15 protein-coding genes are annotated in these 15,778 nt (G+C 59.0%); 6 read left to right on the top strand and 9 right to left on the bottom strand.

The features are described from left to right. Window positions 1-73 precede the first annotated feature (73 nt). Complete coding sequence (gene zigA, locus ACT3XD_RS08875) at window positions 74-1,300, bottom strand: zinc metallochaperone GTPase ZigA (RefSeq protein WP_192539122.1); 1,227 nt, start codon at window positions 1,298-1,300, stop codon at window positions 74-76. 93 nt (window positions 1,301-1,393) lie between these two features. After that, window positions 1,394-1,669 (bottom strand): TIGR03643 family protein, encoded by a 276-nt coding sequence (locus ACT3XD_RS08870; protein WP_192539121.1) that lies wholly within the window; start codon window positions 1,667-1,669, stop codon window positions 1,394-1,396. A gap of 241 nt (window positions 1,670-1,910) precedes the next feature. On the opposite strand from ACT3XD_RS08870, the gene ACT3XD_RS08865 reads away from it, so the two are divergent. The 5 genes from ACT3XD_RS08865 (at window position 1,911) to ACT3XD_RS08845 (ending at window position 8,265) form a co-directional block, all read left to right on the top strand. Further along, complete coding sequence (locus tag ACT3XD_RS08865) at window positions 1,911-3,326, top strand: ethanolamine ammonia-lyase subunit EutB (protein WP_192539120.1); 1,416 nt, start codon at window positions 1,911-1,913, stop codon at window positions 3,324-3,326. Beyond that, the gene (eutC, locus tag ACT3XD_RS08860; protein ID WP_192539119.1) at window positions 3,316-4,146 is read left to right on the top strand and encodes an ethanolamine ammonia-lyase subunit EutC; all 831 of its coding nucleotides are present in this window, start codon (window positions 3,316-3,318) and stop codon (window positions 4,144-4,146) included. Before ACT3XD_RS08865 ends, eutC begins: the two co-directional genes overlap by 11 nt. 102 nt (window positions 4,147-4,248) lie before the next feature. Further along, window positions 4,249-5,685: an ethanolamine permease gene (gene eat / locus ACT3XD_RS08855; RefSeq protein WP_192539118.1), complete on the top strand. Its 1,437-nt coding sequence runs from the start codon at window positions 4,249-4,251 to the stop codon at window positions 5,683-5,685. Window positions 5,686-5,775: 90 nt separating this feature from the next. After that, on the top strand, window positions 5,776-7,530 hold the full coding sequence (aceK, locus tag ACT3XD_RS08850) for a bifunctional isocitrate dehydrogenase kinase/phosphatase (protein WP_192539117.1): 1,755 nt from the start codon (window positions 5,776-5,778) through the stop codon (window positions 7,528-7,530). 24 nt (window positions 7,531-7,554) lie between these two features. Beyond that, window positions 7,555-8,265, top strand: a complete 711-nt coding sequence (locus ACT3XD_RS08845; RefSeq protein ID WP_192539116.1) for an SIR2 family NAD-dependent protein deacylase — start codon at window positions 7,555-7,557, stop codon at window positions 8,263-8,265. A 37-nt stretch (window positions 8,266-8,302) separates the two neighbouring features. On the opposite strand, the gene bioA is transcribed toward ACT3XD_RS08845, so the two are convergent. The 6 genes from bioA to bioB are packed head-to-tail and all read right to left on the bottom strand — an operon-like array spanning window position 8,303 to window position 13,966. After that, window positions 8,303-9,574: an adenosylmethionine--8-amino-7-oxononanoate transaminase gene (gene bioA / locus ACT3XD_RS08840; protein WP_192539115.1), complete on the bottom strand. Its 1,272-nt coding sequence runs from the start codon at window positions 9,572-9,574 to the stop codon at window positions 8,303-8,305. After that, window positions 9,571-10,260 carry a dethiobiotin synthase gene (bioD, locus tag ACT3XD_RS08835; RefSeq protein WP_192539114.1) on the bottom strand — a complete coding sequence of 230 codons (690 nt, stop codon included), beginning with the start codon at window positions 10,258-10,260 and terminating at the stop codon, window positions 9,571-9,573. The genes bioA and bioD overlap by 4 nt, the downstream gene beginning before the upstream one ends. After that, window positions 10,257-11,051 carry a methyltransferase domain-containing protein gene (locus ACT3XD_RS08830; RefSeq protein WP_192539113.1) on the bottom strand — a complete coding sequence of 265 codons (795 nt, stop codon included), beginning with the start codon at window positions 11,049-11,051 and terminating at the stop codon, window positions 10,257-10,259. The genes bioD and ACT3XD_RS08830 overlap by 4 nt, the downstream gene beginning before the upstream one ends. Continuing rightward, the gene (locus ACT3XD_RS08825) at window positions 11,048-11,764 is read right to left on the bottom strand and encodes an alpha/beta fold hydrolase (RefSeq protein ID WP_192539112.1); all 717 of its coding nucleotides are present in this window, start codon (window positions 11,762-11,764) and stop codon (window positions 11,048-11,050) included. Before ACT3XD_RS08825 ends, ACT3XD_RS08830 begins: the two co-directional genes overlap by 4 nt. Continuing rightward, window positions 11,761-12,906, bottom strand: a complete 1,146-nt coding sequence (bioF, locus tag ACT3XD_RS08820; protein ID WP_192539111.1) for an 8-amino-7-oxononanoate synthase — start codon at window positions 12,904-12,906, stop codon at window positions 11,761-11,763. The genes ACT3XD_RS08825 and bioF overlap by 4 nt, the downstream gene beginning before the upstream one ends. Beyond that, on the bottom strand, window positions 12,893-13,966 hold the full coding sequence (gene bioB / locus ACT3XD_RS08815) for a biotin synthase BioB (RefSeq protein WP_192539110.1): 1,074 nt from the start codon (window positions 13,964-13,966) through the stop codon (window positions 12,893-12,895). The genes bioF and bioB overlap by 14 nt, the downstream gene beginning before the upstream one ends. A 155-nt stretch (window positions 13,967-14,121) precedes the next feature. On the opposite strand from bioB, the gene ACT3XD_RS08810 reads away from it, so the two are divergent. Continuing rightward, entirely contained in the window at window positions 14,122-14,874 is a 753-nt protein-coding gene (locus tag ACT3XD_RS08810; RefSeq protein WP_192539135.1) for a tRNA-uridine aminocarboxypropyltransferase, read from the top strand. Between the two features lie 3 nt (window positions 14,875-14,877). On the opposite strand, the gene ACT3XD_RS08805 is transcribed toward ACT3XD_RS08810, so the two are convergent. Then, window positions 14,878-15,777, bottom strand: a complete 900-nt coding sequence (locus ACT3XD_RS08805; protein ID WP_192539134.1) for a DMT family transporter — start codon at window positions 15,775-15,777, stop codon at window positions 14,878-14,880. Window position 15,778: the final 1 nt, after the last annotated feature.

Here is a 15,778-nt window from a genome sequence, read left to right as displayed (position 1 = left end):
AGCGCTGCTATTACGCTTTAACTGAAAAGCCTCAGGTCGATACCTGAGGCTTTTGGCTGACTCAAAAGCGGGCTTATTCCCACGTGGGGAAGGGGTCAGGCAGCGTTTTCCAAACGTCCATGCCTTCCAATAGCTCGGCTTCGCTAAGCAGGCAATCATCCAGCGCTTGGCGCATCCGCGCTTGATCCAGCCCCTGGCCGATAAACACCAGCTCCTGGCGCATATCGCCAAACGGCTCCTGCCATTTTTCGTGAATAAACGCGCGGTATTCGGCATCCTCCGGCCAGCGCTCTTCCGGAATGGCTTTCCAGAACATGCCCGCCACACCATGGTGGGCAATGCCGCCTGCCTGGCTCCACTGTCCGGCCCACTGGGGGCGAGTAGCTAGCCAGAAAAAGCCTTTGGAGCGCAAAAGACCTTCGCCGAACCACTCGGAATGCAGCAGATCGTGAAACTTCGCTGGATGAAATGGGCGCCGGGCATGATAAGCGAAGCTGCCAATGCCGTACTCCTCGGTTTCGGGCACGTGCTCGCCGCGCATCTCTTTCAACCAGCCGGGTGCCTGCTGGGCGCGCTCAAAGTCGAACCTGCCGGTATTCAGCACTTTATCCAGCGGCACGCCGCCCCGGCTAATCGGTACCAGTTCGGCATCCGGGTTAAGCGAGCGCAGAATAGCCTTTAGTGAGGCAAGCTCCTTATCGCTGATCAGGTCCGTTTTACTGATTAACAGCACATCGCAAAACTCGATCTGATCGACCAGCAGGTCGGCCACGTTACGCTCGTCTTCATCATTCAGGCTCTCGCCAGCCTCTTCCAGGCTTTGCGCTTCGCGGTACTGCTTAAGGAAGTTGGCGCCATCCACCACTGTTACCAGCGTATCCAGCCGGGCCACGTGAGAAAGGCTCTGGCCGCTTTCATCCTCAAAGGTAAACGTCTCAGCCACGGGCAGCGGCTCGGAAACCCCGGTGGATTCAATTACCAGATAATCAAACTTGCCCTCTTTGGCGAGCTGATTGACCTCGATAAGCAAATCTTCACGCAAGGTGCAGCAAATGCAGCCGTTGCTCATCTCCACCAGGCGCTCTTCAGATCGGTTGAGCGCCACTTCGCTCTCAAGCGTCGACTCACCGGGGCCACCACGCACCAGCGCGGCGTCAATATTCACCTCGCTCATATCGTTGACGATCACCGCCACACGCAGGCCTTCGCGGTTGGCGAGAATATGATTGAGCACGGTAGTTTTACCGGCACCCAGAAAGCCCGACAGCACGGTAACGGGCAGGGGAGAAAACGCAGTCATTGCTAGCACGCCTCTAAACGGGTTTATGTTATGTAATAGTATAACAATTAAGAGGCGATTAAAAAGCGTGTGTTGCGTCAGACAGGAAAAATCTCAACGCTTATATTGGGTAGGGCAGTAGCCGCGCAGCACATTTGGCGAGCGCAAAGCGCGATGCTTGGTAGTGCGGCCGGTGACGCGCTTGCGCCAAAGCCGAAACGAGGCGGGCTTTAGCTGTTGGCGCATTACATCAATAACATCGGGTTCTGAAAGACCAAACAGCGTTTCGATGGCTTCAAACGGCGTGCGGTCTTCCCAAGCCATTTCAATCACGCGGGACTGCTCATCATCCGGCAGGCGGCGAAAATGTTTTACCGATGCGTTGGGCATATTGGCACCTTACAGGGAAATAAATGAGAGGCGACGTAACGAGGCCATTATAGGGCATCAAAATCGGCCAGTGGTTCAGGTGAGCTTAAAATTGGTACGAAATGTGCTTATAGAATATTGGGTGTTAGGGCGGCAGCCTATGCACACCGGGCGTAGCTAGCGTAAAAGCGCTATGGTTAAACCCAATAACTTTCTATTTCGTATCGCCTAGGCGTTAGGAAAATAAATACAAGGAAACACCATGGCCCAGAGCTTTCAAACGACGCTAGGTAGCCGCCATTATCGCTTTAAAAGCCTGGCCGAACTGATGGCCAAAGCGACCCCGGCTCGCTCCGGCGACCGGCTGGCGGGTGTGATCGCCGAAAGCGCGGAAGAGCGCGTGGTCGCGCAGATGGTACTGGCAGATCTGCCGCTCACCACGTTTCTAAACGAAGCGCTGGTGCCTTATGAGCAAGATGAAATCACCCGGCTAATTATCGACGACCATGACGCCGAGGCCTTCGCGCCCATCCGGCACTTAACGGTAGGGGATTTTCGTAACTGGCTGCTCTCGGACCAGGCAACTTCAGAAGCCCTCACCGACGTTCGCCCTGGCATTACCCCGGAAATGGCTGCGGCGGTAAGTAAGTTGATGCGCAATCAGGATTTGATTCTGGTGGGCAAGAAATGCCGGGTCGTTACGGCGTTTCGTAACACTATCGGCCTGCCGGGGCGGCTTTCTACTCGACTACAGCCCAATCATCCGACGGATGATGTTACCGGCATTGCCGCGAGTATTCTGGATGGTCTTTTATACGGCAGCGGCGACGCGGTGATCGGGATCAATCCCGCGACCGATAACGTCGCCCAGAGCGTGAAGCTGATGCGCCTGATGGATGACGTGATTCAGAAGTATCAGATTCCCACCCAGTCCTGCGTGCTTACCCATGTGACCAATACGTTGGAGGCTATCGGGCAGGGCGCCCCGGTGGACCTGGTGTTTCAGTCGATTGGCGGTACCGAAGCGACTAACCGCAGCTTTGGATTCGATTTAAGCATTCTGGCCGAGGCTGAAGCAGCGGCTCAGTCGCTGAACCGGGGTACGGTGGGGCGCAACGTCATGTACTTTGAAACCGGCCAGGGTAGCGCGCTTTCTGCCGATGCTCATCACGGGCTTGACCAGCAGACCTGCGAGGCCCGCGCCTATGCGGTTGCGCGTAAATTCAACCCGCTGCTGGTCAATACGGTCGTCGGTTTTATCGGCCCCGAGTACTTATTCGATGGTAAAGAGATCACTCGAGCCGGGCTTGAGGATCACTTCTGCGGCAAGCTTCTGGGCGTGCCTATGGGCTGTGATGTCTGCTATACCAACCACGCCGAAGCCGACCAGAACGATATGGATAACCTGCTGACCCTGTTGGGCGTGGCGGGCTGCAATTTCGTGATGGGCATTCCGGGTTCTGACGACATCATGCTCAATTACCAGACCACCTCGTTTCACGATGCGCTCTACGCCCGTCGGGTGCTCGGGCTCAACGCCGCGCCCGAATTCGAGCGCTGGCTTACCGAGATGCAGATTTTCCAAGATGTGAAAACGCATCAACTAAACGACCAGTTGCCCGCCGCGTTTGCCAACAGCCTGCGCCACCTGCCCAAGGAGCCGCGTCATGACGTCTAGCAAGCCTATCGTGGTTGAAAACCCCTGGGAGCGGTTGCGTGCGTTTACCGATGCGCGCATTGGCTTGGGCCGGGCAGGTGTCAGCCTGCCCACCGGCAAGCTGCTGGAGTTCCAGCTGGCCCACGCCCAGGCACAGGACGCGGTGCATTGCCCGCTGAATGTTGAGGCGCTGGCTCAGCAGTTGCAAGAAGCCTTTGCGCTTGAACATGAGCCGCTTCGCTTGCACAGCCAAGTGGAGGATCGCGCCATGTATCTCCAACGCCCCGATTTTGGCCGCAAGCTGAATGATGAGTCGCGCGAGCGTTTGGAAGCCGTAGCTTCGCAGTCCCGCGTGGACTTGGCTGTGGTGGTCGTGGATGGGCTTTCCGCGTTGGCAGTCCAGCAGAACAGCCAGCCGTTTTTAAAAGCGCTTTATCAACAGTTTGAGCAGGATAGCGCTGAGTGGCAGCTGGCACCGCTCACTATTATCGAGCAGGGCCGGGTGGCGATTGGCGATGAAATTGGCGCACTGCTCAATGCCGATGCGGTATTGGTAATGATTGGCGAGCGCCCGGGGCTTAGCTCGCCGGACAGCCTGGGGCTTTATATGACCTGGGCGCCGGAGCCCGGGCTCAAGGATGACCGGCGCAACTGTATTTCCAACGTGCGCCCCGCCGGGCTGCAAATGGATGAAGCTGCCAGACGGCTATTTCTGCTCTTGAAAGAGGCGCGTCAGAAAAAGCTTTCCGGCGTCAAACTCAAAGACCGTAGCGAGGATAACGTGCTGGAAGGCGACTCCGCTGCGCCGGGCTCAACGCAGAATTTTTTGGTTGCTGATTAAACTCAATGACGTATCACTACTAACAATAATAGAGGACTTGGCATAACAGCCTGACAGCACGCCGCTGACATTCGCTTCGTTCCTCACTAAAAGGGCAAGACAATGACACAATCTTCTGTTGATCAGGCGTACCTGGCCAAGCGCCAGCTGCGTAAAGGCACCGCTGGCTGGCTACTTCTGGCAGGGCTTGGGGTGTCCTACGTTATATCGGGTGATTTCGCGGGGTGGAACTTTGGCATCGCCGAGGCCGGGTGGGGCGGGTTTGCGATTGCCGCCTGTTTAATGGCCTTGATGTATCTGGCGTTGGTGCTATCGCTTGCCGAGATGTCCGCAGCGATTCCCGCGGCTGGTGGTGGCTACAGCTTTGCCCGCCAGGCGATGGGGCCGGCCGGGGGCTATTTAACCGGGCTGGCGGTACTCATCGAGTACGCGCTGGCGCCCGCCGCGATCGTGATTTTTATTGGCTCCGCGGTGGAAGCCCTCACCGGCCTGGATGGGCCGCTGGTGTATCTGCTGTTTTATGCGGCCTTTATCGGCATTCACCTGGCAGGGGTTGGGGAAGCGCTAAAGGTGATGATGGTGATCAGCGGCTTGGCCGTGTTTGCCATTTTGGCCACGGCGGTAGCGCTGATCGGCAGTTTCGATGCGGACAATCTATTCGATATTGCGCCCACTGACGCGGCCGGCGCCAGCACCTTTATGCCCTATGGCTGGTACGGTATCTGGGCGGCGCTGCCGTTTGGCATGTGGCTTTTTTTAGCCGTGGAAGGCGTACCGCTTGCCGCAGAAGAGGCCAAAGACCCCGCCCGCGATATGCCCAGGGGGATTATTGTTGCGATGCTGTTTTTGCTCTTCACGGCCTTGCTGGTCGTGGTATTGCTGGCCGGGGCCGCCGGAGCTGAAATGATCGGCCAAAGTGGTGTGCCGCTGGTGGATGCACTTAACGCGACGGGTAACCCAACGCTTGCTACGCTGGTGAACGTGCTGGGGCTGGCGGGCCTGATTGCCTCGTTCTTCTCGATTATTTATGGCTATAGCCGCCTGGTGTTTGCGCTTTCCCGCGCGGGTTACCTACCGAAAAAACTGTCGCTGACCAGTCGCCGTAAAGTGCCTTATCTGGCGCTGATCGTGCCCGGTATCTTCGGCTTTTTGGCTTCGCTAAGTGGCGAGGGCGATCTGATCCTGGCGATGGCCGTGGTGGGCGCCACGCTTTCCTATGCGCTGATGGCGCTTAGCCATATTCTGCTGCGCCTTAAGCGCCCCGACCTGCCGCGCCCCTATAAAACACCTGGTGGTATCGTCACGTCGTCCATCGCACTGGTGCTGGCGCTAGTCGCCCTCACCGGCGTTTACGCGTTTGATCCGCGTGCATTTAATTACACCATCGTGCTGTTTATCATCGGTGCGGCGTATTACTTCCTGTACAGCAAGAACAAGCTGGTGGCGAAAACCGCCGAGGAGGAGTTTGCGCTGGTCATCGCCGAACCGGACGTAACTCCCGCCACGCCAGAGCCGGCAATATCTGGCGCAAAACCGTAACGCGGCCGTCTTGCTGATAAAGCCCCCGCGCTCAATAGCCCGGGGGCTTTTCATCGTATAGGCTGGGGGAAAACGCCAAGAGATTCTCCTGTGAAAACCACGCCCGCCGACCGCCTGGCCGCCACCATTCTGCACGGTTTTGAAGCCTACCGAACGCGCTTTAAAGCCATTACCCAAGATGCCCATCGGCGGTTTCGCGAGGGCGCTTGGCGGGAAGGGCAGCAGGCCTCGGTTGATCGCATTAACCTCTATCAGCAGAAGGTTCAGGAGGGGCTGGCGAGCCTCAAACAGGCGTTTTCAGAAGACACGTTGGCCCACTGCGACCTGTGGCGCGAGGCGCGCGATCGGTATGCCGAGCGGATCAGTCAGCGGCTGGATTACGAGCTGGCCGAGACGTTTTTCAATTCGCTGTTTTGCGCCGTGTTCAAGCATCGCCATATCCGCAACGATTGGATGTTTGTAGAAAGCTCGCGCACCGACGCCGCGCACCGTTCGGGAATCGAACTATGCCGCCGCCGCAAGGTAGAGGGCGACTGGCAGAATGCCTTGAGCTGGGCACTGGAAGGCGCCGGGCTTGAAAACCCCTTCGCCGATATAGCACGCGATACACGCCTGGGCGCGACGCGGCTGGCAGAGCTTCTACCAGACGCCATCGCTCACGCCGAAGACGCCGAGCTTGAGCTGCTCAACAGCATTTTCTACCGCAACAAGGGCGCCTATCTGGTGGGGCGGATAAGCGGCGGTGGCCAGCACGTACCGCTGGTACTGCCTATCCGCCACAGCGAACGCTTTGATGAACAGGCGGGCGCGGACCCCGGGCTGCATCTGGATACCGTGCTGATTGACCCCGACGATGTGGCGATAATTTTCTCGTTCACCCGCGCCTACTTTCAGGTAGATGTAGCGGTGCCCGGCGAGTTTGTCGATTACCTCCAGACGCTGATGCCCCATAAACCGGCCGGTGAGCTGTATGCAGCCATTGGTTTTTTCAAGCACGGCAAAACCGAGTTCTTTCGTGCCCTGAACCGCCAGGTCGCCAAGCGCGAAGACCAGTTCGTGATTGCCCCGGGCGTGCACGGCATGGTGATGGCGGTGTTTGTGCTGCCCAGCGCGCGTACGGTGTTTAAAATCATTAAGGATAAGTTCGACCCCGCCAAGGACGTCACGCATAACATCGTGCGTGAAAAGTACCGCCTGGTAAAACGCCACGACCGGGTGGGGCGCATGGCCGATACCCAGGAGTTCTCCAACTTTACGGTCCGCAAAGATCATTTCGACCCCGAGTGTTTGGCACACCTGCTGGACGTTGCGCCCTCTGCGGTTTATTTAAAAGGCGAGAAGGTCATCATCAAGCACTGCTATACCGAGCGCATGATGACGCCGCTGAATATTTATCTTGAACAGTGCAGTCATGATGCGCAGCTGGCCGTGCTCAAGGACTACGGCGATGCTATCAAGCAAATGGCGGCGGCCAATATTTTTCCCGGCGATATGCTGCTTAAAAACTTTGGCGTTACCCGTCAGGGGCGGGTGATCTTCTATGATTACGATGAAGTATGCTATCTCACCGAATGCCACTTTCGCGCCATTCCTGTCTCAAGCGATGGCGATTACCTGAGCGGTGGAAATGAAAGCTTCTCCATTGGCCCGAACGATATCTTTCCCGAGGAGTTTGGCCCGTTCATGTTTGCCAACGCGGAGCGGCTGCGGATTTTCCAGACCTTCCATCCCGAGCTCTTCGAGGTCAGCTACTGGCAGGGCCTGCAGCAGGCCATTGTCGATGGCCGTATCATTGACGTGTACCCTTATGGAAACGAGCAGCGCTTTGTAGACGCTGAACAGTAACCGCGGTAATGCAGCGAGGTAATCATGACGACAGCGCGCCATCTGGTGGTATTTACCGGCTCGGGGATCAGCGCCGAAAGTGGTATCAAGACGTTTCGCGCAAGCGACGGGCTGTGGGAAGACCATCCGGTTGAAGAGGTAGCCACGCCGCAAGGCTGGCAGCGTGACCCCGAGCGCGTATTAGGCTTTTATAACCAGCGCCGCGACCAGATCCGCAAGGCCAAGCCCAACGCGGCGCACTGTGCGCTGGCAAGTCTTGAGCAGGCAGGCTTCAAGGTCACCATCATTACCCAGAACATCGATGACCTGCACGAGCGGGCAGGCTCCAGCCAGGTGATTCACCTGCATGGAGAAATACTCAATGCCCGTTCAAGCGTAGATGAGCGCATGCGCTATCCGCTGAAAGGCAATATCGCGCTGGGCGATGTGTGCGATAAAGGCAGCCAGCTGCGCCCGGATGTGGTCTGGTTTGGCGAAGCCGTACCGCTGTTTGAGGAGGCCTGCGAGATTGCTACCCAGGCGGATTTCTTGCTGGTGGTGGGCACGTCGCTTGCGGTGATGCCCGCAGCTTCGCTGCTGTCGTATATCGACTACGATACGCCCTGCGCGCTGGTTGATCCTGATGCCGATGCCTTAAGTCCGCCTGGCGTGGCGGCCATCAACGCCACCGCCGGGGAGGGCGTGCCTGCCTTGGTGGAACAATGGAAAGCACGCGGTAAGCTGATGCTACGGTAAGTTCAGGTGATCCATCGGTTTAGGTAATTAAGAGACGCTAATCCTCTGTAAACCAGGCCTTCATGACATCAGTAATTTGGGCCATCTCCGCAGGCGATGTGATATAGGCAGGCATGGTGTAAAGCCAGCGGCCAAACGGGCGCAGCCATACGCCGCGCTGGCGGGCAAAGCTCGCCACATTGACAAGCGCTTCAGCGGTGTGTGTTTCGATGACTGCCGTGGCGCCAAGAACACGCACGTCGGCCACCGCCGGGTGAGCGTTTAACACGCGGTCATCGAGTAGCTCGCGTTTTAGCGTCTGGTTGAGCGTGGCGATTTTGCCTAGATAATCCTCTTCTTCAAATACCCGCAAGCTCTCGAGTGCGACGCGGCAGGCCAGCGGGTTTCCCATAAAGGTAGGGCCGTGCATAAAGGCGTGCTGCGCGCTGTCGCCGATAAAGGCGGCGTGGACGCGATCCGTGGCAAGCGTTGCCGCATGACCCAGGTAGCCGCCGGTCAGACCTTTAGAAAGCACCATGATATCCGGCGTGACGCCTGCATGGTCGGCGGCAAACAGCTTGCCGGTGCGCCCGAAACCGGTGGCTACCTCGTCAAACACCAGCAGTACACCAAACTCATCGCACAACGCTCGCGCACCGCGCAGGTACGCAGGTGAGGTCATGTTAAGCCCGCCGGCGGCTTGCAGCAGCGGCTCCATCAGCAGAGCGGCGATCTCGGCATGGTGGCGCTCAAGAATGCTGCGCAAGGCGTCAAGGTCCGCTTCGACCTGCTCAGGCGAGGCATCAAAAGGGGCCGTAGGCGCGAGTGCAAAGTGATGCTTTGGCAACAGGCTGGCAAACAGGCTGTGCATGCCCTCTTCCGGGTCGCAGACCGCCATGCAGCCAGTGGTATCGCCGTGGTACGCCTTCATCAGCGACAGCATCTTGCATTTACCGGGTTGGCCGGTCAGCACCTGGTATTGAAGCGCCATCTTCATTGCCACTTCCATGCCCACCGAGCCGCTGTCGGAGTAGAAAACGTGATTAAGCCCAGCGGGGGTGATGCGTACCAGCTCACGGGCCAACTGGTCGGCGGGCTCGTGGGTCAGGCCGCCCAGCATCACATGGCACAGCGTGCCCGCCTGCTCGCGAATAGCCGCCACCAGGCGTGGATGGCTGTAACCGTGAATCATGCACCACCAGGAACAGGTGGCGTCCAGCAGGCGCTCGCCGCTTTCAAGCTCAAAATGAGCGCCGCTGCCGCCGACCACTCTAGGGGCAGGCGTCTGGGTTTTAATATGCGCATAGGGATGCCAGACCGGCGAACTCATAAGGCCTCCAGAGAGAGATAGCGATGGGCGGTAGCGGCATCGGGGTTTGCCAAATGAGGGATGATGCCCAGGCAGGGCGCCGTCAGCTTGGCCTCAAGATGGGCGATATTACTCGCAAAGCGAGCAGGCTGAGCCTCAAAGGCAGGATCAACCACGCTGCCTGCCCAGCCCGCAAGCGTCAGGCCATCGGCGCGAATAGCTTCGGCTGTTAAACGCGCGTGATTCAGGCAGCCGAGTTTTAAACCAACCACCAGGATGACTGGGAGCCTCAACGCGATGGCGATGTCAGCAAAGTCCTCCTGCTCGTTTAGCGGTACGCGCCAGCCGCCTGCGCCCTCGATCAACATGAAGTCCCGGGCCGTCCGGCTAAGCGTTTCGTGCAGCTGGCGGGTGATATCACTCACACTTAGTGACTTGCCCGCTTCCAGCGCGGCCAGATGAGGCGCGATGGCAGGTTCAAAGGCGAGCGGGTTAACCGTGGCGTAGTCGACCGGTGGTTCGCATTGGCGTTGCAGCGCCAGGGCATCACTATTGCGCAGCCCATCAGGCGTTCGCATGCTGCCAGAGGCGATGGGTTTGAGCCCCAGCGTACTTAGCTGTTGGCGTTGAGCCGCATGGAGCAGCGCGCCGGTAACGAGCGTTTTGCCCGCATCGGTATCGGTGCCGGTGACGAAGAAACACGTCATCGAGGTTTCTCCAGCTGCAAGCTTAGGCAGTGATAGCTGACCGGCAGCCCCCGTGGCTCGCGAAACTGCTCAAAGCGCGCTGCTGCCGCTGCCAAGTCAGCCCGGGTGAGCGTAGCATTGGGTCTGGCCACTTGGGCGCCCACCCCCTTGATGGAGGCCATGACCGCCTTGAAATCAGGGTAAAAAAACGTCTCCATCCAAGTCGACTGCTTCAATGAGAGCAGGCCACTTTTGCTGATAGCGGCTTCAAGCACGCAACATGCTGGTGTTTTCAGCACAGCGTCTGGCCGCTGCCAGGCGAAGGCAATTTCGCTGAGCGTGCCGGGCAGCAGTGTAGTAATGAACGCCTGGCCGCCCGGGGCCAGCACGCGATAAAGCGCCTCCATGACAGCCAGGCTGTCGCGGCACCACTGGATCGCCAGATTGGAAAATACCAGGTCCAACGATTCTGCGGGCAGGGGTAACGATTCGGCACTGCCCAGTTGCCAGGTAATCGTATCTCCATGGCGCGCCTGGGCGTGTTCCAGCATACCCGGTGCAATATCCAGCCCCGTCACGTGCGCGGTGGGGTAACGAGCGGCCAGCCGCTGCGACCAGTAGCCGGTGCCGCACCCTAGGTCGAGTATGTGCTGGGCGGTGCCTGGCAGGCCGCGCCACAGCGACTCGCCGATATGCCGCTGGGCGCTGGCCAGAGTGTCATAACGAGACGCCGCCCGAGAGAAGGCGCGGGCTACTTTGGCCGGCCAGTCAGCCTCGGGCGGTAGCAGCGGTTGAGCGGTACTAAGACTCATGCTATCTCCTCTACGGATAACGCAGTGGCCTTAGCGGCGAGCAGGGAGGCCAAATGCGCTGGCTGCGAAAGCATGGGACCATGGCCACAGTGCTCAAGCGTCAGCGCCTCGTGGCGTGCAGTTTGGCTTGCCAACGGGTCGTGCTCGCCAACTAGATGAACTACCGGGCAGGGAGGTGTTTTGAGGCGCCGGCGGTTATCCAGCGTGGCCAGCCAGTGAAGGCCCGTGGCCAGGGTCGTGTGATCTGCAACAGGCGTCTTGCCCAATAACTCGCGAAGCTGCGTATGAGCGTGATGGGGCGTGGGCTCACCCTGGGACTGCCAGTGCAGGAAGTGCCGCCAGGCGGCATCAGGGCGGTGCGCAAACACTGCCTGGAAGTCGGCAAGCTCTGCGGCAAGCGTGCTGCCCGGCGCACAGAACCGGGCGCCTGCTCCCAGCAGCACTAGCCCCCGCGGCGCGGGCAGGTAATCAAGCAGGGCGGTTGCCAGCAGGCCGCCCAACGACCACCCCACCCAAACGGCATCGCTTGGCAGACGGTTCGCCATGGCCGCGGCAAGCGTCTCCATGGTGGCGTTGCCAGGTAGAGAGGGCGTCTTGCCGTAGCCTGGCCAGTCAACGGTGACGACATCAACGTTGTCTGGCCAGTGGGGCTCAAGCGGCTGCCAGATGCGCTGGTCAATTCCCCAGCCGGAAAGCAGTACCAGGCGTGTCATGAAATCTCCCGACGGCAGGCGTCCAATGTCTCAAGCAACTGATCAATATCGCCGCGCGAATGGCGGGCGCTCAGCGTGATCCGTAGGCGCGACTCACCCTTGGGCACTGTCGGTGGACGAATCGCGCCAACATCGATGCCCGCGTGGTGCAGGCGTTCGGCCCACAGCATTAAGTGCGATTCGCTTCCCAGCAACAGCGGCTGAATGGGCGTGCGTGATTCGCCTAGCGGCAGGTTGAGCCGCAAGGCCTCCTCACGGAAGTAACTGATATGCCGCGCAAGACGCTCGCGGTGCTCGGGTTCACGCTGAACAATGGTGAGCGCTTGAAGCGTCGCGGCGGCAACGCTGGGCGGCTGCGCGGTGGTGTAAACATAGCTTCTGGCGAACTGGGTCAGGTGGTCAATGAGTAGCGCATCACCCGCGACGAACGCACCGCCAGTACCTAGCGCCTTGCCTAGCGTGCCCACCAGAATGGGCACTTGCTGGCTATTCCAGCGAGGCCCGACGCAACCGCTACCGTTAACGCCCATAACGCCCATGCCATGGGCATCATCGATCATCAGCCAGGCGTCATGCTGTTGGCTTACCTGCGCCAGAGCGGCAATATCGGCCACGTCGCCGTCCATGCTGAAGACACCGTCGCTTACCACCAACTTGTGCGTACAGGCGCTGCGCGCCATCAGGCGGGTCAAATCGTCAATATCGTTATGGTGGTAGCGCCGCGAGCGAGCGCCGCTTAGCGCACTGCCGTCCAGCAGCGAGGCGTGATTGAGTCGATCATGAAAGATGGCCGTATCAGTATCGGCAAGCGCTTGGAGTACGCCCAGATTCGCCATATAGCCGGTGGAGAACAGCAGCGCGCGCTCGCGCCCCGTCCAGGTGGCCAATGCCTCTTCCAAGGCTTCATGAATCGCCAGATGACCGTTTACCAGATGCGATGCGCCAGCACCCGCGCCAAACCGGCGGGCACCTTCGGCCTGGGCGTTCTGGACCCGCGGGTCTTTCGCCAGGCCGAGGTAGTCATTGCCTGCGAAATCCAGCAACGCCGGCTGCCTGATGCGCCGAGCGCGCCACTGCCGAGCATGCTGGCGAGTATCATGAGCATTGCCTAGTCGCTCACGCCACGCTTTAGACACTGGCATCCACCGCAAGCTCGGCGGCGCGTTCATTAAGCTGTTGCTGCTGCGCCTGCTGCGCCTGCTGGGCAAGGCGTGCGGCCTGGGTGTCTTCGCTTTCACAGGTCTCGCGCTTTTCAGGGTGCAGGCCCAGCTTGGCAAACAGGGCACGGTCGCGGTCAGCCTGGGGATTGCCGGTGGTCAGCAGCTTGTCACCGTAGAAGATCGAGTTGGCGCCCGCCAGAAACGCCAGCGCCTGGGTAGATTCGCTCATCTGCTCGCGCCCGGCTGACAGGCGCACGTGGCTTTGCGGCATCATGATACGGGCAACGGCGATGGCGCGGATAAATTCGAGAGGGTCCATGTCGTCTGCATTTTCCAGCGGCGTACCGGGCACTTTTACCAGCATATTGATCGGCACTGATTCTGGGTGGGGAGTGAGTTTCGCCAGCTGTTGCAGCAGGGCGCTTCTATCCTGGGCGTCTTCGCCCATGCCCAGAATGCCACCCGAACATACCTTCATGCCCGCGTCGCGCACCGTGGCCAGGGTCTCCAGGCGGTCGCTATAGGTGCGTGTGGTGATGATCTCGCCGTAGTAGTCGGGCGATGTATCCAGGTTGTGGTTGTAATAATCAAGCCCTGCGGCCGCCAGGCGGCTGGCCTGAAGATTGTCCACCATGCCCAGCGTCATGCAGGTTTCAAGCCCCAAGGCTTTTACCTGACGCACCATCTCTTCAACCAGCACTAAATCCTTTTCGCGCGGGCTGCGCCATGCAGCGCCCATGCAGAAACGGCTGGCGCCTGCCGCTTTTGCCGCCTGAGCTTGCTCGACGACCTTTTCGATCTCCAGCAGCTTCTCTTTTTCGAGCTGCGTGTTGTAGTGGCCGGACTGTGGACAGTACTTGCAGTCTTCCGGGCAGGCACCGGTTTTTATCGATAGTAGCGTGGATATCTGCACGGCATTGGCATCAAAGTGCGCCCGGTGAACCTGCTGGGCCTGAAACAGCAGATCATTGAACGGCAGCGCAAAAAGCGCATTGATTTCGTCTAACGTCCAGTCATGGCGGGGGGCGGCAGTCGCAGTCATCGGTAAACCATTTTGATTTAATAAGTTGACTAGACTTTATCGGCGCCAAGAGTGTTATGTCAACTTCAAGAATTTTTCTGGTTTACATGGTTGGGTTCGTCATTCGGGATGCCCTGCTTTATACTCTGCGCCCTTTTCTTCTGTCTGGAGCGCGGATGTCTGCCTCTGATACTTCCCCTGAGTGTGATCCGGCTACCGGCCATCCGCGCCCGCCGCGGCGAGAGTTCAAGGCGCGGGGCAGTTTTGTCATACGCTGCGAAGGCTGCAATCTACCCAAGCTGAACTGCCTGTGCCCGTATCAGGTAAAGGCGGAAAGCTACGCCCAGGTATGGCTGATTACTCACTCGCTGGAGCACTATAAACCGACCAATACCGGCCGGTTGATTGGTGATGTGCTGGCGCAAACCCAGGTGTTTACCTGGTACCGCACGGCGCCCGATGCGCAGTTGACCGCTCTGCTGGCAGACCCGCGCTATGCGCCGTTTTTGATTTTCCCCGATGATCAGCCGGACTATGCGGATCGCGTGGTGGGGATGGATGCGGTACATAGTGTCAAGCAGGATTCACGCATCCCGGTGTTTATCATTCTGGATGGCACCTGGCGTCAGGCGCGGCGCATGTTCCGCAAAAGCGCTTACCTGGATAGCTTGCCGGTACTGCCTTTACGTACCGAGCGCGAAACCCGTTACCGGCTGCGCAAGCCTGCTTCTAAAGCGCATTTATGCACGGCAGAAGTGGCTATTGAGTTGCTGCGCCAGGGCGGGGATGAGAACGCGGCGGCGGTGCTGGATGACTACTTTGATGTATTTAACGATAGCTACGCCGCCAGCCGGTTCTACAAGAAAATTGCCGAACCCACCGAGGCAATGACGCGCCTGTTGGCACGTCAGGAAGTGTTGGAAGACTAAAGCCTAGCGGGCAGCGCCGGGTAACCAGCGCAGCAGTATTTTCCGCACCCAATACCAGCGGTTAATCAGCAGGGCGGTAAAAATCAGCCCACAGCCGAGCAGCTGAAGCGGTGCCATGGTTTCGCCAAACCACCAGGCGGCGAATAACGCCGTCCATACCGCTTCCAGCATCAAAACGACCGAGGCATGGCTGGGCGTGGTCATTCCCTGGGCGGTGATCTGCAGGAAAAACCGCGCAGAGCTTGCGAGCAGCACACTGGCGATAAACCAGCCCAGAATAGACGTATTAAGCGCCACGGGCTGACGTTCAAACGTAAACGACACGATGGTTAACACGGTACCCACCGATAATAGCTGCAGCGTGGTCAGCGGCAGGGCGGGTACATTACGCACCACGCGGGTATTAACATTAATCAGGAACGCAAAGCAGAGCGCTGCGCATACCATTAAAAGCTGGCTGGTTTCTACTCTAAAGCCCGCATTGAGCGAGAGTAGGGCAAAACCCAGCAGGGCAACGGGCAGGGCTATCCAGGTGGTGCGTGGCGGGCGGTCGCCAAACAGTAGCTTGGCGACCACAGGAACCAGCAGTATCCCCAGGCTATTGATAAACGCGCTTTCGCCCAGGTGGTTGGACGTTTTAAGCCCCATGATCCAGAAGCCAATCGCGACGCTAAACAGCAGGCCTACAAAAATACCGCGCCGAATACGGCGGGCGGGCATACGGCTTAGCGCAGGCCAGGCAAACCCCAGCAGGATTAGCCCGGCCAGCAAAAAACGCGTGCCAATAAACAGCAGTGGCGGCATTCCGGCAAGGGCTTCTTTGGAGAAAATCCAACCGCCCGCCGCCAGTATGGTTACCAGCAGCAGCAGGGCATCCGCCTGCCAGGGTGCGCGCCGGTGCATA

Source organism: Halomonas sp. AOP7-B1-5, assembly GCF_052353045.1.
GTDB lineage: Bacteria > Pseudomonadota > Gammaproteobacteria > Pseudomonadales > Halomonadaceae > Vreelandella > Vreelandella colorata.
This window is presented reverse-complemented; position numbering and strand designations above follow the sequence as displayed.